Source organism: Bythopirellula sp., assembly GCF_041737835.1.
Taxonomy (GTDB): Bacteria; Planctomycetota; Planctomycetia; order Pirellulales; family Lacipirellulaceae; genus Bythopirellula.
This window is the reverse complement of the sequence record NZ_JBGSQY010000040.1, coordinates 247,959-266,541: the sequence shown is the minus strand read 5'-3', so window position 1 is coordinate 266,541 and position 18,583 is coordinate 247,959. Positions and strand designations below refer to the sequence as shown.

Genomic DNA, 18,583 nt, shown 5'->3' with positions numbered 1-18,583 from the left:
AAGCTAAGTAAAGCGACGATCTAACTCACCATGAGCACAACCGAAACCATTAACGCCGTCTTGCGCTGCATCGTTGTCACGCCGGAAGAAACCGTGCTCGACACCGAGGCCGATTTTATCGCTCTGCCGTTGTACGACGGTGAAGTGGGCATCGGCAAGAACCACACGCCGATGATTGGGCGTTTGGGCTACGGTGAACTGCGTCTCCGCCAGGGTGCCACCACGATTAGCTATTACATCGACGGTGGCTTCGTTCAAGTGAACGACAACCTCATCTCGGTGCTCACCAATCGGGCTATTCCTGCCGGAGCGGTTGATCAACTGGCCGCGGCCGAGCAATTGGCGTTGGCCTTGGGTCGCCAAGTCAGCGGCGACGAAGAATTGGCGATTCGAGATCGCATCGTCAAACAAGCTCGCGCTCAGTTGCGAGTTGCGGTGAAAGCCAAATAGTTGGCGGATGCTACGGTGCAGCGGGTGGCGCCGGCGCACCTTCCGGCTTTCCCGCCGTAAACTTCTTGAGCTTGAGCAGTGCCTTGATGCCTGCCAGATCCAAACCTTGCTGAACGATCCCCGTCTCGGGAGCGAACCAGTAATCGCTCACAAAAGTATCAGGTCCCACGGTAGTCGAGACGTTTAGCTTCAACGCTTTAAACGTGCCCGCGGGAACTTTGACGTCTTCATAGTCGCCGATGACACACTTCACATTGAAATCTTGATCGCCAACCTTTGTGACTGTCTCCCACTTTTCCCCGGGAGTCGGCGGATTCTTCAAGAGGATGATCGGCGGTGAGAACTCCAACCCATTGAAGCGGTCGCGATACAACCCGGCTTGAGCATGGCGGAGATGCTCGCTGGCTGAGACATTCCCTCCGGCGGAGGTGTCGACGCGATAAAGTGTTTCGCCATCGATGACTTCTTTTTTAGCCACGCGATTCGAGATTTCCGAAACATTGCCGTTGGCATGGACTTCGTAGTCCCATTGATTCCCCACGGCCAAGGGATAGAAGGGTTCCGTGGCGGTTTTGGTTGTCGCAGGAGCAGTCTCCGCGGCGATCGCGGCGCCGTAGAGCAATAAACAGAATGAAAGCCAACTTGTCCAGACGAGATTTTTGGCGAGAGTGTTCATGGCAGCGACCGCGTGGTGTAAGTGTTATATCGCTTCAGGCCCGCGCTCGCCCGTGCGGATGCGGATGCAATCTTCGAGCGGCAGCACAAAGATCTTGCCGTCGCCGATCGAGCCGTCGTCCCCCGTTCGGCCCCCTTCGATGATCGCGTTGATTGTCGGCTCGACGAAGTGGTCGTTCACGGCGATCTGCAACTGCACCTTGCGGAGCAGATTGACCGTGATTTCACGGCCACGGAAGACTTCGGTTTGGCCCTTTTGCCGGCCGAAGCCCTGGACGTCCATGATCGTGAGGCGGACGACTTCCACTTTCGAGAGGGCGGCTTTAACGTCTTCCAGTTTGCTGGGCTGGATGATGGCGATGATGAGTTTCATGGGAGCAATGACGGGTTTTTCGGCGGCCTAATAAATCCTTTGCTTATTATCCTAAATCCCCAGGTCACAATCCGAAATCCCAAAATCCGTGCCCGGTGGCTGAAAGAGCGGGAAAACAGCACGAGAAACCGCCGCCTCGCGTCGGTTGGTGTTTATCACGGCAGTGGCTATACTTCGGGCAATCCGCTGTCATCGCCGTGGCAGATCAATACTGGGCATCCTTGTCGGAAGTCCCTCAACCTTCTCCAAGCCGATGACCGATTCCGCCACACCGACACCTCGCCGCAATCTGAAGTTTCTACCGACTTCAGCCACGTTCAAGTTAATGGAACCGCTGGGCGTTGGCACCGTGGGTGTCGTCTACCGCGCGGAAAGCCCCGACATCGACGAGCCGGTCGCCGTCAAACTGCTGCATCCCAACATTTCGCACGATGACAACATCGTGAACCGCTTCCAGCGCGAAATCGTGATCATGGAGCGCCTCAAGCATCCCCATATCGTCCGCAACTATGGCGGGGGGATCATGGATGGGCATTATTTTTATGCCATGCAACTTTTGGAGAAGGGCAATCTCAAGACTCGCATTCAAAAGCAGGGAACGCTAACCTGGCAGCAAACCGCCGCCTATGCCGCGCAAATCGCCTCGGCGCTGCAACACGCGCACAACCACGGCATCATTCATCGTGATCTTAAAACGAGCAACTTGTTTTTCGACAAGGATGGTAAGTTGGTATTGGGCGATTTTGGCATCGCCCGCGATACCCACGACGCCGACATCACCGACACGGGCATTACCGTGGGAACCTATGCTTATATGTCGCCCGAGCAAATTTGCGGCGACAAAGCGATCACCGGCAAGGCCGATCTCTATTCGCTGGGTTGCGTGATGTATGAAATGCTAACCGGCAGTCCGCCATTTGCCGGCGCGAATTTCGCGCAAGTTTGGAAGCAGCATCTGAGCGAAAAGCCCAAGGGCCTGCGCGAACAAAGGATCGATTGCCCCGAGTGGCTCGAGCAAATCATCATGCAGCTCTTGGAGAAAGACCCCGAGAAGCGGCCCTTCAACGCCCGCATGGTGCAGGGCAATCTCAACGATCATCTGATGAAAGAGTATGGTCCCGATTTATCGCGGTTTACTCAATACGTGCCGCCACTTGAAGAACACCGTGCCAGCGTAGACGAGCCCAATGTGCAACGCCTCGTGGCGGTTCTGTTAGTGCTTGCCGCATTAGTTGCCGGAATTGCCATGTTTAGCAAGTAGACTGCAACGGTACGACTTCAGAACGGCCCAAAAGAAAAAGTCCAGGAAAGACACCCCGGCCTGGGCGGGATTAGGCGGAAAACCCACCCAAGCCATTGGGGCATCCTTCTGGACGGGCCATAATCCGATTCAACGCAGACGCTTAATCGCAGAGTGCGCGAAGGCGCAGAGATTTCGCAGAGTGTAAGAAGATTCTTGTAAGATCGCTTCTTGCGGCCCTCTGCGACTTTGCGATCTCTGCCTTTTGTTTTATTGGCTATCTAAATTTGATGACGTCCCGGCTTGGTCGCACTGTAGGCGGCAAAGCGCGACCAAGCCACATGGGACATCATCGGCGACCCAGGCAAGAGTCGATCCAACATTATCAAGGACACTTGTCGGGCGGCGTCAACCGTCGCCCGACAAGCGACTACTATCAACTTTCTAGGCTTGATAAGCCTGCATACCATGCTCGCTGATGTCGAGACCCTTGGTTTCCTCGTGCTCGTTAGCTCGCAAGAAGCCAATCGCTTTAAGAATTCCAAAGAGGATGAACATCGTAACGAACGCCCAACCGGCGTAGGCCAACGCACCAATCAATTGCGTCTTGAAGCTCGTGACTGCCGCGAAGTCGGCGGCTGCCGTGCCACGCAATTTTTCAGCCACGGAGGCCGTGGTATAGACGTTTGGCAAAATGCCGATGGCCATCACACCCCAGATGCCACACAGACCGTGGACTGGGAATGCACCGACGGGATCATCAATTTGCAGCTTGTCCAAGAGGATGCAGCCACCCATCACGATGAACGCCGCGATCACACCAATCAGGATTGCCATCTCAACGGTGAAGGCATCGCAACCAGCCGTGATACCGACCAAACCACCGAGGATGCCGTTAAGGGCCATTCCCAGGTCGGGCTTGCCAAACAACAGCCAAGAACCAAACGTACCAGCCACGCCACCGGCGGCGGCAGCTAAGGTCGTTGTAATAGCAACGTGCATGACGATATCAATTTCAGCCGTCGCTTGGAAACCAAGTTGGCTGCCAGGGTTAAAGCCAAACCACCCCAGCCACAGGATGAACACACCGAGTGCAGCTAGAGGCAAGCTATGTCCAGGCATCGGCACGGCTTTACCACCGACGTAGCGACCAATTCGAGGTCCGAGCAGCATCGCGCCAGCTAAACCCGCAAATCCACCAACCGCATGCACCACACCAGAGCCGGCAAAATCTTGGAAGACTTGACCATCCGGCAATTGGGTTAACCAACCGCCGCCCCATTTCCAGAAACCGCTAATCGGATAAACAATCGCACAGATGAAAGCACTGTAGACAAAGTAAGCACCAATCTTGATACGACCAGCCACGGCACCCGATACGATCGTCGCGGCAGTCGCGGCGAACATGCATTGGAAGAACCAGTCCGTCGAAGGGCTGAATTCCCGGGGACTCGAAGCTTCGTACAATCCCATGCCGCCGAACGCGAAGTATTTGTGTTCGGTGACATCGACTCCATAGCTTGCCGGATACATCAATCCGAAACCGACGAAGTAGAACAAAATCGAGCCGATGCAGAAGTCCATCGTGTTCTTAAACAAGATATTGATGGCATTCTTCGAGGCATTAAAACCCGTTTCCACCAAGGCAAAACCGGCTTGCATGAAAAACACGAGACAGGCACAGACGAACAACATGATGTTGTCCAGTGCGTAGCCGAGACCAAGATCCGTAGGTGCTTCGGTTTCGGCTTCTTCTGCCTCTGCCGCTTCGGCTTCCGGAGTTTCCGCGGGGGCCTCTTCGGTTGCGGCCTCTTCTTGTGCCCAAGAAATTTGGGTCATCATTGGCGTCGCTTGTAGCGACAAGATTAGGGCAACTAGCAGATACTGCCAGCTGCGCAGTGTCAAAACACTTGACATAAGATTCGCCCTTATTGGATTGTCAGAAGGATTAGTCAATCAGGACCTGGAAGTATCTAGAATTCCGCCTTTGTGGTCCTGGAAGCGTCACGACAACGCTTCTTGGATCGCCAGAGAACGCTGAGTCCTTGCATCTATGGCGACATCCGAATCGGTTGGCTTTGCGGAGAGCAATCCCCATGCCATGCCTGGCTTCAGAATGGGCAGGCTTGCTGTAACGTGCCAACTGGCAAGAGTTTGCGCCGGCGGTATGAGCGAGAAAAACTGGTTGACTGGAGCGCAACCTTACGATTTTGCCAGCAAGGTAATCACACCATGTCGCGCTTGTAGGCAGAAGCCGCAGGCAAAACAGCAGCCGTTCTAGGCAGATGCTGGGGCTGTCTTCTCGATATCCGCAAAGAGCGCGGCCACGAAGTCGCCCGGGCTAAAGAGAGCCCAATCTTCGGGCTGTTCGCCCACGCCGACATACTTTACGGGCAGACCCACACGCTGTTTGATGGCGACCACTACGCCCCCCTTGGCCGTGCCATCGAGCTTGGCCAGCACGATCCCCGTGCAATCGACTGCTTCGGTAAACTTTTCCGCCTGGCTGATGCCGTTTTGGCCCGTCGTGGCATCGAGCACCAGCAACACTTCGTGCGGCGCGGTGGGAATCAGTTTCCGAATCGACTGCTGAATCTTCGTGAGCTCGCTCATGAGATTCTTCTGCGTTTGCAGACGGCCTGCTGTATCAACGATACAAACATCGGCCCCCGTGGCGAGGCATTCTTCCACCGCTCGGTAGGCCACAGAGGCGGGATGAGCCCCCTGCTCTCCCGTCACGATATTCACACCCAACCGCTTGGACCACAGCGTGAGTTGCTCCACCGCGGCGGCACGGAACGTGTCGCCAGCTCCCAGGACGACTGATTTCCCTTGGGATTTCAGCAGATGCGCGAGCTTGGCGATCGATGTTGTTTTACCGGCACCGTTGACGCCGCAGACCATGATCACGGTGGGTCCCGACTCGGCAAAGCGGATCGGCGAATCGGCCTGACCCATCAGCTCGGTCAGCTTCGCTTTCCAGGTGGCCACTACATCTTCCAAGTGAACCACCCGACCGCGGAAATTCTTGGCCACCTCGGTGACGATCTCTTCGGCCGAGTCGTAGCCCATGTCGGTCTTGAACAAGATCGCTCGCATTTCGTCGAGAAATTCTTCGTCGATCAGCCGGCCTTCGCTCTTGAACAAATCGCGAACGTCGGTGAAGAGGACATTCTTGGTCTTCTGCAGACCGCTCTTAATCTTGTCGAAAAAACCCATGAGCTTTTGAAAGTGGTCCTGTGATTTATGTTGGCCGGAACGAGCGGTAGCGCTGTTCCGGCAGTTTATCGGATGTTGCGCCGGAACTGCGCACGGCTTGTTCCGGCCTACGCTTTCTTCTCGATCAACTTATCCAGAATTCCATTGACGAACTGCGAGGAATTCGCGGCACCAAATCGTTTGGCCAATTCCACGGCCTCGTCGACGGCCACTCGCGGGGGCGTGTCGGTGTAGCGGATCTCGTAGGCCCCCATCCGCAAGATATTGCGATCGGTCGCGGCCATCCGGCCCACGCTCCAGTTATCGGCCTTGGCGGCGATCAAGGCGTCGAGTTCGTCCCGATTGCGCAGAACCCCCATCACCAGCGACACGGCAAAGTCGCGGAGATCAGGTTCCTTGAGACGGTTCTCTAGCAATGGCATGACCTGATCGCGGGAATCTCGGGGATTGAGATCCTCTTGAAACAGGGCCTGCAAGGCAACTTCTCGAGCTCGTGTACGTCCAGCCATCTTCTACAACGCAATCTATGAATTTCTAAAACACCTGCCGTCTCGTTCAGCAAATGCAGAACGCTAATCGACGCTTATGACCACTAATCTGAGATCAGTGATGATTAGCGCGGATTAGCGTTCCGTTTCCTCGTGGTCGGCTATCCTTATTCTATTCGGGCGGGCAATTCTTGAGCAATCCGACCATTTTCAGGGCCGCTTCGGCACATTCTACCCCTTTATGGCCAACGTTTCCGCCAGCCCGATGGACCGCCTGTTCCATCGATTCGCAGGTGAGAACGCCAAAAATCATCGGTACTTCGTTGTGCAGGGCAATTTCTTGCAGCCCCAAGCTGACCGCCCGATTGATGTGCTGGTCGTGCGTGGTTTCGCCACGAATGACAGCCCCCAGCGAGATCACTGCGGCGTAGAGCTGACTCTGCGCAAAACGCTGAGCCACAATCGGAATTTCCCACGCCCCCGGCACCCAAGCGACGTCGATATTCTCAGCCGCAACGCCAGCCGCCGTGAGCGTTGTGACGGCACCATCCAAAAGTTTGCCGGTGATCGATTTGTTCCACTCAGCGACGACAATCGCGTAGCGATCGGCAGCATCATGCGGAGCGGGTTCAATAATATTCGCCATCAAACCATTATCGCACCTAAAAGGAGCTTGCGTAAGCCGTTAAAATAACGCTCAAGAAATCAATATCCCGTAACGCGAAATCCTAAAGCCAGGAATCTCATCCATGGAACGCTGGGTCATCTTTGCCATCATTTCGATGGTCTTCGCGGGGCTGACAGCGGTCATTGCCAAACAAGGCCTTACGGGAATTTCCGGCGAGCTGGGCCTCGCGGTGCGGACGTGCTTTGTCTTCTTTTTCGTGATTGCCTTTGCAATGTTCGCTGTTCCCAAAGCACATATTCAGCAGCTCACTTCGAGAAATTATTTCTGGTTAGTTTTGTCCGCATTAACGACGGCGATCTCGTGGGTTTTCTATTACAAGGCCCTTAAATTAGGCGAGGTCTCCACGATCTCCTTGATCGATAAAGGGAGCTTCGTGGTTGCTGTCTTGTTGGCGTGGCTATTTTTGGGTGAGAATCTCACCCCGCGGATTGCCGTTGGGAGCCTACTGATTCTGGCGGGATTGGTCGTCGTATCCGGAAAGTAGTCAGCAGTCTTACGGAATCGTAATTGAACTCGTCATGACGGCTATCTGGACTCGCCATACAGTAGCACCACATTTCCTAACTCGCTGGAGCTACCGCCTTGTCACTGAAATCAGAAATGGAATTGCACGGCGAATGGTTATTTCGTCGGCGTAGTTATTTGCCGCTTGTTGCCGTTCCAATTCTTATCAGCGTGCTGGCAAATATGGTCTGGCCGTTTGGCAGTCTTGAGTTTCACGAAACTTGGGAATTCATTTGTCTGGCGATTTCGTTCGTCGGTCTTGGTGTGCGCATCATCACAGTCGGATTCGTCCCCGAAGGGACTTCGGGCCGTAATACCAAAGGGCAAGTAGCGACTGTTCTCAATACGACCGGTATTTATTCTACGATCCGCCATCCTTTGTATCTGGGAAACTATCTGATCGGCTTGGGCGCTGTCCTTGTGCCGTTTGAGTGGTGGCTCCCGCTGCTCTACACGACGGCTTATTATCTTTATTATGAACGGATCATGATTGCCGAAGAAGCGTTTTTGCAACGCAAGTTCGGCGAACAGTTCGATCACTGGGCGAGTCGAACGCCCGCGTTCATTCCACGTTTCTCTCAGTGGACAGCAGCTACGCGCGGTTTTTCGTGGCGCACGGTTTTGCGGCGTGAATACACCGGCTTGTTCATGGTGATCTTGCTGCACACCGCCATTGAGGTGATCGAGCATTGGTTTATCGAAGATCGGCTCACGCTCGAAGCGGAATGGTCGCTACTCTTTGCCGCAGGCGGCATCATCTATTTGCTGCTGCGCACGCTCAAGAAGCACACACAGATTTTGTATTGGGGCGAGGTTTAGCCACGAAACGAGCCTCCCGCGTCAGCGGGGGGAGCTCTTTCCAAAAATATCCAAAGCAGCTCTCGACAAATAAGTGGACGTAAGTACACTATATGCAACATTCCTTGCAGATAGGACTACTCACATGCCTTGTTGGCTCATCACGTCGACATTCTATGGCCAATGGTTGCCGGGTAATAAACGAGGGTCCGTGACGAATGTTCGAGAACGGCGGTCCAACGACGCATTGTCATCAGTGCGGCGTGAGCATTCTCAACCCGGGCAAGCCTTCGACGGTTCGATGCCGGGGCTCTATCAAGCAGCGATTGAGCAATTGAAAGGTCAGCCTGTTTATGTTGATCTCGCACAAGCCGAGCAGTTACTCGAACAATTTTTAGAAACGGCCGCCTATCGTGGTTGGGTGCTGCATGCTGTGTCGATTATGGAGAACCATGTGCATTTGGTTGTAGAGCCTCCCCCCGCTGACGCGGGAGGCTCGTTGGCGAATTTTGAGCCTCCCGCGTCAGCGGGGGGAGGCATTGCCATGAAAAGCCAACTCTTGCGAGATTTTAAAGGTTATGGATCACGAAGGCTGAATCGCTTATTCGGTGAACGCGAAGCGGGGACATGGTGGTCGGATGGTGGATCAGCTCGGATTGTGAAGAATAAGGCTACGGCGATTCACTATGTTTGTCATTGCCAACCATGGCCGTTGGTTGTGTGGAGTCGTGAACGCGGGAGAATTCCCGTGGGAGAATCGAGTGTGGGGAATAGGAGATACTGATAAGTGCTGGCAGTTCTTCGCGTTACGCCCGGCGCAATTTCTGCTGCACTTTGCGGATTGCTTCTTCGACGCTGCAGTTAAGATGGCCCGTGGAAACGTTGTCACCTTGGCTGACCATCCGCTCGATTTTCTTCTGCGCGGAGATGACCGTGCTATGACTGCGACGGCCAAAGAATTCGCTGATTTCACCGAGTGCCGAGCGGGTGAACTGACAGGCCAGCCACATGGCCAGCATCCGTGGCTCGGCCACGTTACGAACCTTGCTGGCCGACTTGAGGCTGCTCGCCTCGACGCCGAACACTTCGCACACGGCCCGCTGGATATCAGCTAGGCGAACGGTCGGTGTGATCTGCTGCATGTATTCCGCGAGAATGCTGCGGGCGAGGTCCGCGGTGAGCGGCTTCCGCAAGGCTTGGCTGGTGACGATCAAGCGATTGATCGCTCCGCGCAGTTGACGTGCACTGCCAGCGACTTGGGTGGCTATCACGACGACCGTCTCGTCATCGATAGCCATGCCAATCACGGGATGCATTTCGGCGATAAACTTTCGTACCAAGGCTTGCCGCGTAGCGAAGTCAGGCATTTCCAACGGCACGGCCAATCCGCCAGAAATTCGAGTCGCCAATTCCGAGCTGACTTTCAGCAAGTCCGTGGGGCTCGTATCACAAGTCAGGATGACTTGCTTTCCCTTTTCCTGCAGCGAATCAATCGTGACCAAAAGTTCGTCGAGAGTGGCCCGTTTGTTGACCAAGAATTGGATGTCGTCGATCAGCAGAACGTCGACCGAACGATACTTATGACGAAAGCTCGCCAAGGTACGCTGATTCAGGGCGTCGAGAAACTCGGTTGTGAATTGCTCCGCCGTGAGACGCAGCGCTCGCACGAGCGAATTCGTGCCGCGCAGGTGGTGCAGCATCGCATAGAGCAAATGCGTTTTGCCGATGCCCGAGGGACCATACAGAAATAAGGGGCCATAATGGCCAAGGCGTTCGGCCACGGCGATGGTCGTGCGGTGGGCTAATTCATTACAGGGCCCACTCACGAAATTGGCGAACGTCGACCGCGACATAGCCGAGCCCGCGGACCGCGGCGGCTTTTTTGTTGCGACAGGCGGTTGCTGGATCAGCGTGGCGGGCATGACATCCTTGACGGGGGCTAGCGACTCGTCGAGCAAACTTTGCTGGACCAACTTACCATCGGTCTTCACAGGAAGATTTTCGGCCAATTGCACAAAGTATTCAATCGCGACGTCGTGACCGCAGATCAATCGACAACTTTCCGCAAAGCTGGCATGAACGTGACGGCGAACGCATTGCAACTCGAACTGCGAGCGAGCACCGACTCGCAAAGCGTGTAGGGTAAGCTCAAGCGATGTCTGTGGTCCGACCCACAGTTCGTATCGCTCTCTTCCCAATCGCTCGACAAGTTCAGCGCGCAACGCGGACAGCCTGTCCGAATCGTCCATGTTCACTTCCTGCAAGATCCGATTATCGACTTTCCAAGGCGAGTATCCAATAACTCGCAGTCCTCATTTCCGAGAACTTGACTCCCGCTTGAAAATCGGAGAAAAAGATTGCCCAAAACTCACAGCCGAACTGGCATGTCCGTCTGTCACCGTTTTCCGCCATCAGAAGGTGACTCGCGGTTTCCCTGCCCCATCGGCAGCCCAATCAATTCCTGTGTGGGGGCTGATTCTAAGAGTGCTAGCACTCGGTTGCTAGGTCTTGACTGTTGCCGTGCTCGTGTCCCTTTTCAGACGGTTCACTAAAGCCCAATTTCTGGCCACTTTCTGAGAGCAAAAAGTTGGAAAAATTCTTTCCGAACCCTGACCACCCCTGTGGATAATCTGTTTGTGTGTGACGAGAGACTCGGCGGTCGTTCATCGCCGTGTGGAAGTTGTCGAAATCGTCGAGAAACCGAGGGTTAGCAAGCGACACCACAAAATCCTGTGGCCTTCGTTTGCGAGTGACACACAATTTCAACTCGCCCAATTTAACATGTCCATTTATACGCCGCGGCCACGCAACCTGGCATAAACCGTACGACGATCCCACATCACAAAACCGAGCTGGCGATATAACTCAAATGCCGGTGAATTGCGCTCGTCGACGGCCAGCACTAAGCGTTCGGCATTCATTTGCTTGGCCCGTTCGATTGCAAACCGCACAATCTGCTCGCCGAACCCTCGGCCACGCGCGTTGGGGGTAACACCCATGTATACAAGTTCACAGTATTCGCCCGGTTGGTGCTCGGCGAGGATCAACACACCCACATCTTGATTCTCGTGCCGCACAAGAAACCAGTTCTGGGGATTGAACTCTCCTTGAACCTTATAGCCGTCGATCACCTCGGCGGGCGTGCGCAGATCGTTCAACTCGGGGCAATCGAGCGTTCCGTCGTACGACTGTTTAATTGCGATCTCCAGACGATGCTGATGCTGGTCCGCGTGGGGCAAGAATTCCAAAGTGTGACTGTTGGTGAAGTTGGGAAAGTTGGACCGCTCGAGCGTCAGATACGCCAAATCGACAAGCCGGTGAAATCCGCCAACAGCGAGCAGGTCTTCACGAACAGATTCTGTGGCGGCGATCACGATTTGTGCGAGCGCGATCTGGTTTTGCTCCAAAAGTTCGCCGACGGATTGGAAGAGTTGCTTGGCGGCGGGGCTGTCAAACCCAGGCGGCCACACGACTGCTGCTTGGCCGGGGGTGAATTGGATCCACGTGGCCGCGATCAAATGGCCATCAGACTTGGCAACCAGCAAACCCGCAAAGATCGATTCGTCACCTCCGCGCAACAAATCAAGCGTCTGCACCAGCGACGCTTGTTGATCGACGGAAAGCCCGTCGTGCAGAACCTTGAGCGCGGCTTGGAAATCGGTGGCAGCACAGCGCGATATTTCAATGGAACTCATCGCGGCAGCATACCAAGCGTTCGACACTTACTACCAGATGCGGTCCTGCCGCTCCAAGTTTTTCACTTGCTCGGCGGGGATACGACTGCGGGGAAAGAATGTCTTGAGCGATTCTGAAAAGCTCTTTTGTTCTTCAGGAGCTTCGGTTTCTGCGGCGCCTTCAGCTTTTGCGGTGGTGGCGGATTCCTTCACTTCCGGCAGCGGCGCGAGTTTCGGCGGCAGCGGCGTCGTGGCCTCCGGGCGTTGCAGGTCCATTTCGACGGCAAAACTATCGTGCGGCGAACTCGACCACAAAACGGCCGACGGTTTGGTGCGGACTTCGCTGAACACGTCGTCGCCACGCTTCATTTGAAAAAGCTGCTCTCCCACGATCGGAGAAATTTGTTGTTGCAATCCTTTTTGCTGCGCAAGCGCGAGAACGCGGGTTGTATCACCCGTGTGGCCTTTGAATGAAATCCGTTGGACCTGCCCCGCTCGATCAAAAAAGTATGTGAGCGAACCCGCGATGTCGTGAATCTGTGTTCCACTCACCAGCGGCACGCGCACACCATACAGGCCAAGCTCAGCCAGGGCCGTCGACTTACGCGCCCAGCGCTGGTAGACCCATTCCTTGGTCACGTCGAAGCGAAACACTTCTTCAAGGCTGGCACTAGCATCGCCTTCGAGCGGAGTGCTGATGGGATAGATTTCGTGGCCCGGACCTTGCGGCAACGGATCGAAATGACGGGCCTCCGGAACTTCTGCTATATCAACGTCGGCCGGGGATGTCGCGCTGGCCGAGTTCCACATCTCTTTGATGCCGTCGGTCCCTTTTGAGAAATACGGCACGGCCACGGCCGCACCCAAAATCACGGGGATTGCCAAAGCTCGCGAGAACATATTGAGAATGCCTACATTTGTACCGCCCAGCCAACGAGACGGGTGGGGGTCAGGAACGTGATCGGCTAAAATCGTGGCAAGGCCACGCTGGTTAAGGACTCCGTTCCTATTGAGTTTTATCGACCGCCGGGTTGCATTGCTTGCCCCGGCGCCGAATAGCCGGTGCAGTTTGCTTGATAGTGGCGACAGGCCCCGGCACGCTTGCCATGTAGTAACAATGAGGAAAACTTGACCGATCTTGCCGACTATCAGTGGCTCGTGAGCGACGAGGCCCATCGCTGGCTTGCCGCATGCGCGGGTCAGGAAACGTCGGCGCGGCTGCAAAACCAACTCCGCAAAGAACTTTCCAGCGAGCGAGCACGCCTTGTCGCCGAACAAGCGATTTTGCGGCAGAAAGCGGCCAAGAAATTTGGTGAACCTGCGGCGCAAATGTTCTTTACCGACATCGGCCTGCAACAAGCGACCGACTGCTGGGTCGCGGCCTATAAGGCTCAGCGATTTCGTGCGGATCAACCAATCGTCGACTACTGCTGCGGGATCGGCGGGGATTTAATGGCCTTGGCGGGACATGCACCGACGGTTGGTTGGGACCGTGCTCCTGAAATAGCGCTCTTCGCCGCGGCGAATTTGAGAGCATGGCAACGGGAAACCGATGTGCGCACCGGACTTGTCGAAGAACACCCCCCGCAGCCGGATGAACAATGGCACCTCGATCCCGACCGCCGTGTCGATGGCCGTCGTTCGATTCAATTCCAATGGCATTCGCCGAGTGAAGTAATCATTCAAAGTTGGTTGCAGCGATCCCCGTCGGGAGCGATTAAACTCGCCCCCGCGGCAGAACTCTCTGCAGAATGGCAGGCAAGCGCCGAGTTGGAATGGATCTCGCGCGACCGCGAATGCCGGCAGCAAGTGGCTTGGCTCGGTGATTTAGCGCGCTCACCGGGAAAACGTCGTGCGACTTTAGTTACCCCCGAGACTCATGCTTCATTTGTGGGAGAGCCCGATGTACCCGCCGATATCGCGGACAGCGTGGACGCTTACGTGTACGACACCGACCCAGCCATCCGTGCCGCGCGGCTGACGGGCTCGCTCGCCGAATCTCTTGAGTGCCATGTTCTGACTCCCTGTGAAAGTTATCTCACGGCGGATCAAAAAGTCGAGCATCCGCTAGTATCCTGTTTTCGTGTTCTCGAAGTCCTGCCACTGCGAACGGCGGACCTTGTCAAGCACATCAACGCGCTTCAAATCGGCGAACTCGAAATCAAAACGCGCGGCGTCGCTGTGCGGCCTGAAGAGCTGCGTAAAAAACTCAAGCTTTCCGGCAGCAAATCCCTCACTCTTTTACTCACCCGGCATGGTAAAAAAGAAATCGCGATCCTGGCCGAGCGGCAAACATAGGGGTAACAGCCGTGGCCTGGAACATTAGAATAGATCGCTTACTGCTTTTGCTTGCCGGAACAATCTCGTGAAACTCGCCTTCAGCTCCAACGCTTACCTCGCCTTTTCCATTGAAGAAACCATTCGCCGCATCGCAGGCATGGGCTATCGCGGCATTGAATTGCTGGCCGACGTGCCGCACGCTTGGCCCGCGGGCTTGCTGCCCGAACGCCGCGAAGCGATTCGGCAATGTTTAGATGATTACCAGCTGACGATCTCTAACATCAACGCCTTTATGATGAACGCCGTCGGCGATCCGCGGCAACCCTATTGGCACCCGGGTTGGACCGATCCCGATCCGCATTATCGTGCGATTCGCCGCGAACACACCAAGCGTGCCTTACAATTGGCTGCCGATTTGGGCGCGCCGCACATCACGACCGAACCCGGGGGGCACCTTGCGCCCGAACAAACACGCGAGCAAGCGGGCAACATCTTTTATGAAGAAGTGATGCCCTGCGTTGAAGTGGCCGAACAATTGGGCGTAATGCTGCTCATCGAACCTGAGCCCGAGTTGTACATCGAGCGGTTTGAGGAATACCTGGAATTTGTCTCGCGGCTTGATTCGCCACTGGTAGGACTGAATTTCGATGTGGGACATGCTTACTGTGTGAGCGAAGACCCACAGGATTGGGTCGCACGGATGGCTCCTCACACGGTTCATTATCACTTGGAAGACATTGCCGCCACCCGCGTTCATAATCATCTGATCCCTGGCCACGGCGCGATTGATTTTCCCGCCACGCTCCGCGCGATCGCGGCGACCGGTTATCAAGGCTGGCTAACCGTGGAGCTTTATCCCTATATTCACTCGCCGGATAAAGCCGCCCAGGAAGCACGCACGTTTCTCACGAACGCGCTCAACGTTCTCGGCATCGCGGAGTCGCCGTGAGTTCTTCCCGCCCGATTGATTGGCCGGCGTGGTGGCAAATCCTGCGAGCCGCCAATGTGTTCACCGCGGCGTCGAACGTCATTGCTGGGTATCTGTTAATCAATCGCGGTTGGCAACCGCTCACGCCGCTGCTGCTGTTGATCGTTGCTTCGGTCATGCTGTACGAAGCGGGGGTGGTCCTCAACGACGTATGCGATGCCGCGCTCGATGCCAAAGAGCGTCCCGAACGGCCGATTCCAGCGGAGCGAATTTCCAAGCAGGCAGCGAAATGGGTGGGAATGAGTTTGCTTGCTGGTGGAGTTTTTGTGGCTTATGTTGTGAGTTGGCTCACGCATCAATGGTTAACAACGCAGATCGCCTTGGCCCTGGCGGCAACAATCGTTGGTTACAATGTTGGCCTGAAGTCCACGCGGTGGGGGCCACTGGCGATGGCTGGCTGCCGCATGATGAATGTGCTGCTGGGGGCGAGTATTGCGGGAACGATGTCCGGCGACTGGTCGAGTGCTTGGCTGTTGGCGTGGGGGCTCTTCTTCCACACGTATGGGCTCACTCGGATTGCCCGGCACGAAGCGGATTCGATCGACCACCTGGATTTGTGGGCTGGCTGTATCGCCGTGATCTTGACCCTCTTTTGGATCGTTGGTTTGCCACTGGCCATGGAAGCGACGGCAGTTTCGCTCAAAGCGTGGTTTCTCGTTTGGTTGGCGCTGTTGAGTTGGGAAATCTCTTTGGCTTACACGCTACTTATGGCTCCAAATCAAATGTCAGTTCGTCAAACCGTTGGCAGTTTGATTGGCGCGTTTCTGCTGATCGATGCAGCCGTCGCCACACTGGCGGCGGGTTGGATGGCTGGGTTGATCGTCCTCAGTTTTTGGATACCCACGAAGCTACTCGCACGCCGAATCGCAATGACTTGAGCGTGCACCGACATTGGCGGACAATCGATTGATGCGACTAGGTTACAACACGAATGGATTAGCCCATCATAGCCTGCCAGCGTCGATTGAATTGCTGGCCGAGATTGGCTATCGCAGCGTGGCGATCACGCTCGATCACGCGACGCTCAATCCGTATGGTTCGCATTTTCGTGAAGAGTTGGCAGAGTCTCGATCTTTGCTCGAAAAGCACGAGATGACTTCCGTCATCGAAACCGGGGCGCGTTATCTGCTGAATCCACGGCTCAAGCACGAGCCAACATTGCTGACAGCCAATGCGGCCGATCGCGAGATCCGCATCGACTTTCTGAAAAAATCCATCGACATCGCCGCTGAACTGGGCAGCGCATGCGTATCGCTCTGGTCGGGGATTTTACCGACAGGTGAATCGCGCGCGGCGGCCATGGAGCGTTTGGTTGAAGGTTTGCGAGTCGTTCTCGACTATGCCAACGCAAAGAACGTCGTCCTGGCGTTTGAACCCGAGCCGGGAATGCTCATCGACACGATGGCCAGTTTTCTAGAATTGCTCGATCAGATCAATTCTCCACAACTGATGCTCACACTCGACGTAGGCCATTTGCATTGCCTGGGAGAAGTTCCGATTGCCAATGTGATTCGCAACTGGCATCACCGCCTTGCCAACATACACATCGAGGATATGCGCGCCGGTGTTCACGAGCATTTGATGTTTAGCGAAGGGGAAATGGACTTTCCACCCATTGTCGCCGCACTGTGTGAAGTGGGTTATGATGGACCGCTCAACGTGGAACTCAGCCGCCACTGTCACGTTGGACCCGCTGTGGCACAGCAGTCTTTTGATTTTTTGAAACCACTTATCAAACGCACGAATTAACAATGTCTGAATATGTTGTCTTACTCTCGGTTCCCGGTCTGCGACGGCAAGACCTTGCTTTGATGCCGCGCCTGTCCGCACTCGTAAGTGACGGCGATTCCACGGAGCTTGTGCCAAGTTTTCCCGGTGTGACTTGCACTGTGCAAGCCAACATGACGACCGGGCTCATGCCGAATGAGCATGGCGTGGTGTCGAACGGATTTTTCTTTCGCGACACCAATCAGGTCGAGATGTGGACCTCGCCGAATAGTTGTATCCAGCGGCCACAACTATGGGATTTGATGCACGAGCAGAATCCCGAACTTACCGCCGCGGCTTGGTTTCCGCTGCATTGCATCGGTGCCGGTGCGGACGTCATTTGCTGGCCAGCACCCAAACACAATCCTGACGGCAGCGAATCGCTCTGGTGCTATACGAAACCCGAGTCGCTCTACCCTGAGTTACTCGAAAACTTCGGCCACTTCCCGCTGCAGCATTTTTGGGGGCCGTTTGCCAACATCAAATCCACGGAGTGGATCGTCACATCGGCCCTCTTCGCCGCCGAGCGTTATCAGCCCAATCTGTTTTATATATATCTGTCACATCTCGATTACGCTGCTCAAAAAGAAGGCCCCGACAGCCCCGCTGCGCTGCGAGCCGTGGCGGAACTCGATGAGCAGATTGGCCGGTTGGTCGACGGTTTTTCAGCAGCCTACAAGGATGTAAAACCGCTGTGGCTCGTGGCGAGTGAATATACGATCACGCCGGTCGATCATGTCACGTACCCCAACCGCTTGCTCCGTGAAGCGGGCCTGTTGCAAGTGAAGTTGGAAGATGGCCGCGAACTGCTTGATGTCGCTGCAAGCCAAGCCTGGGCGCTGGTCGATCATCAATTCTCGCACGTGTTCGTTCAGAATCGCGATCCCGCGGTAATCGCAAAAGTCTGTGAGCTTTTCGCCGACCGGGAAGGCATCGCGGAGGTCGTGCCACACGCGGAACTCGACAAGTACGAGCTCAATCACGAGCTGGCTGGCGATGTGGTGCTGATTTCCTCGCCCAACAGTTGGCAAGCCTACTATTGGTGGTTCGATGATCTGCTGGCCCCCGCGTTTGCTCGGACGGTCGATATCCATCGCAAGCCGGGCTACGATCCCGTCGAAATGTTTTGGGACTCCATCAACAAGGGCATTCCGCTGGACGCGAGTTTAGTCCGCGGTTCCCACGGTGTCCCCGCGCGGCAGCCCAACCAGCGCGGCGTGTTGCTCTGCAGCGAACGCGGCGTGTTCGTGGAGCAACCCTTGGCCGATACTGACGTGGCCGATATCGTGCTGCGGCAGTTTGGGATTTGAACGAAGCCAAAAAGTCGACGACCGCTGGTGGCGCAGGATCGCAGATCAACCATTCTTAAGCCACGAAGTGGCGCCTCTATGTCAGCCCAGGCCAACGGCCTGGGTGAAAGGGAAAAACATTGATCCATA

Annotated in this window: 19 protein-coding genes; 10 read left to right on the top strand and 9 right to left on the bottom strand. The window is 55.4% G+C overall.

From position 1 onward, the window contains the following. Positions 1-30: 30 nt before the first annotated feature. Entirely contained in the window at positions 31-450 is a 420-nt protein-coding gene (gene atpC, locus AC6T8Q_RS12685; RefSeq protein WP_500679427.1) for an ATP synthase F1 subunit epsilon, read from the top strand. A 10-nt stretch (positions 451-460) separates the two neighbouring features. Here the strand turns inward: atpC and AC6T8Q_RS12680 are convergent, their stop codons facing one another. Beyond that, entirely contained in the window at positions 461-1,126 is a 666-nt protein-coding gene (locus AC6T8Q_RS12680; protein ID WP_500679426.1) for a hypothetical protein, read from the bottom strand. Positions 1,127-1,150: 24 nt separating this feature from the next. Next, the gene (locus tag AC6T8Q_RS12675; RefSeq protein ID WP_496922882.1) at positions 1,151-1,498 is read right to left on the bottom strand and encodes a P-II family nitrogen regulator; all 348 of its coding nucleotides are present in this window, start codon (positions 1,496-1,498) and stop codon (positions 1,151-1,153) included. A gap of 253 nt (positions 1,499-1,751) precedes the next feature. Between AC6T8Q_RS12675 and AC6T8Q_RS12670 the strand changes: the two genes are divergently transcribed. Then, a complete protein-coding gene (locus AC6T8Q_RS12670; RefSeq protein WP_500679425.1) occupies positions 1,752-2,759 on the top strand; it encodes a serine/threonine protein kinase in 1,008 nt (335 codons plus the stop codon). Between the two features lie 423 nt (positions 2,760-3,182). Here AC6T8Q_RS12670 and AC6T8Q_RS12665 read toward each other — a convergent pair whose 3' ends face one another. The 4 genes from AC6T8Q_RS12665 to ribH form a co-directional block, all read right to left on the bottom strand. After that, entirely contained in the window at positions 3,183-4,655 is a 1,473-nt protein-coding gene (locus tag AC6T8Q_RS12665; protein ID WP_500679424.1) for an ammonium transporter, read from the bottom strand. A gap of 360 nt (positions 4,656-5,015) precedes the next feature. Next, positions 5,016-5,957 carry a signal recognition particle-docking protein FtsY gene (gene ftsY, locus AC6T8Q_RS12660; RefSeq protein ID WP_496922885.1) on the bottom strand — a complete coding sequence of 314 codons (942 nt, stop codon included), beginning with the start codon at positions 5,955-5,957 and terminating at the stop codon, positions 5,016-5,018. A 107-nt stretch (positions 5,958-6,064) separates the two neighbouring features. Then, positions 6,065-6,466: a transcription antitermination factor NusB gene (nusB, locus tag AC6T8Q_RS12655; RefSeq protein WP_496922886.1), complete on the bottom strand. Its 402-nt coding sequence runs from the start codon at positions 6,464-6,466 to the stop codon at positions 6,065-6,067. Between the two features lie 151 nt (positions 6,467-6,617). After that, on the bottom strand, positions 6,618-7,091 hold the full coding sequence (gene ribH / locus AC6T8Q_RS12650) for a 6,7-dimethyl-8-ribityllumazine synthase (RefSeq protein ID WP_496922887.1): 474 nt from the start codon (positions 7,089-7,091) through the stop codon (positions 6,618-6,620). A gap of 103 nt (positions 7,092-7,194) precedes the next feature. Here ribH and AC6T8Q_RS12645 point away from each other — a divergent pair, with 103 nt between their 5' ends. From AC6T8Q_RS12645 to AC6T8Q_RS12635, 3 genes are all read left to right on the top strand, one after another. Beyond that, a complete protein-coding gene (locus AC6T8Q_RS12645) occupies positions 7,195-7,617 on the top strand; it encodes an EamA family transporter (RefSeq protein ID WP_500679423.1) in 423 nt (140 codons plus the stop codon). Between the two features lie 98 nt (positions 7,618-7,715). Then, positions 7,716-8,456, top strand: coding sequence for a methyltransferase family protein (locus tag AC6T8Q_RS12640; protein WP_500679422.1), 741 nt, complete (start codon positions 7,716-7,718; stop codon positions 8,454-8,456). Between the two features lie 124 nt (positions 8,457-8,580). Continuing rightward, complete coding sequence (locus AC6T8Q_RS12635; RefSeq protein WP_500679421.1) at positions 8,581-9,219, top strand: transposase; 639 nt, start codon at positions 8,581-8,583, stop codon at positions 9,217-9,219. 22 nt (positions 9,220-9,241) lie between these two features. Here AC6T8Q_RS12635 and AC6T8Q_RS12630 read toward each other — a convergent pair whose 3' ends face one another. The 3 genes from AC6T8Q_RS12630 to AC6T8Q_RS12620 form a co-directional block, all read right to left on the bottom strand. Then, positions 9,242-10,684 carry a DnaA ATPase domain-containing protein gene (locus tag AC6T8Q_RS12630; RefSeq protein ID WP_500679420.1) on the bottom strand — a complete coding sequence of 481 codons (1,443 nt, stop codon included), beginning with the start codon at positions 10,682-10,684 and terminating at the stop codon, positions 9,242-9,244. Positions 10,685-11,224: 540 nt separating this feature from the next. Continuing rightward, positions 11,225-12,130, bottom strand: a complete 906-nt coding sequence (locus AC6T8Q_RS12625; RefSeq protein WP_500679419.1) for a GNAT family N-acetyltransferase — start codon at positions 12,128-12,130, stop codon at positions 11,225-11,227. Between the two features lie 30 nt (positions 12,131-12,160). Next, positions 12,161-13,009 carry a DUF6690 family protein gene (locus AC6T8Q_RS12620; protein ID WP_500679418.1) on the bottom strand — a complete coding sequence of 283 codons (849 nt, stop codon included), beginning with the start codon at positions 13,007-13,009 and terminating at the stop codon, positions 12,161-12,163. A 228-nt stretch (positions 13,010-13,237) separates the two neighbouring features. Between AC6T8Q_RS12620 and AC6T8Q_RS12615 the strand changes: the two genes are divergently transcribed. From AC6T8Q_RS12615 to AC6T8Q_RS12595, 5 genes are all read left to right on the top strand, one after another. After that, the gene (locus tag AC6T8Q_RS12615; RefSeq protein WP_500679417.1) at positions 13,238-14,407 is read left to right on the top strand and encodes a THUMP-like domain-containing protein; all 1,170 of its coding nucleotides are present in this window, start codon (positions 13,238-13,240) and stop codon (positions 14,405-14,407) included. Between the two features lie 67 nt (positions 14,408-14,474). Continuing rightward, positions 14,475-15,338, top strand: coding sequence for a sugar phosphate isomerase/epimerase family protein (locus tag AC6T8Q_RS12610; protein WP_500679416.1), 864 nt, complete (start codon positions 14,475-14,477; stop codon positions 15,336-15,338). After that, entirely contained in the window at positions 15,335-16,255 is a 921-nt protein-coding gene (locus tag AC6T8Q_RS12605; RefSeq protein WP_500679415.1) for a UbiA family prenyltransferase, read from the top strand. The genes AC6T8Q_RS12610 and AC6T8Q_RS12605 overlap by 4 nt, the downstream gene beginning before the upstream one ends. A gap of 31 nt (positions 16,256-16,286) precedes the next feature. Beyond that, positions 16,287-17,126 carry a sugar phosphate isomerase/epimerase family protein gene (locus AC6T8Q_RS12600; RefSeq protein WP_500679414.1) on the top strand — a complete coding sequence of 280 codons (840 nt, stop codon included), beginning with the start codon at positions 16,287-16,289 and terminating at the stop codon, positions 17,124-17,126. A gap of 2 nt (positions 17,127-17,128) precedes the next feature. Then, entirely contained in the window at positions 17,129-18,454 is a 1,326-nt protein-coding gene (locus tag AC6T8Q_RS12595; RefSeq protein ID WP_500679413.1) for an alkaline phosphatase family protein, read from the top strand. Positions 18,455-18,583 lie beyond the last annotated feature (129 nt).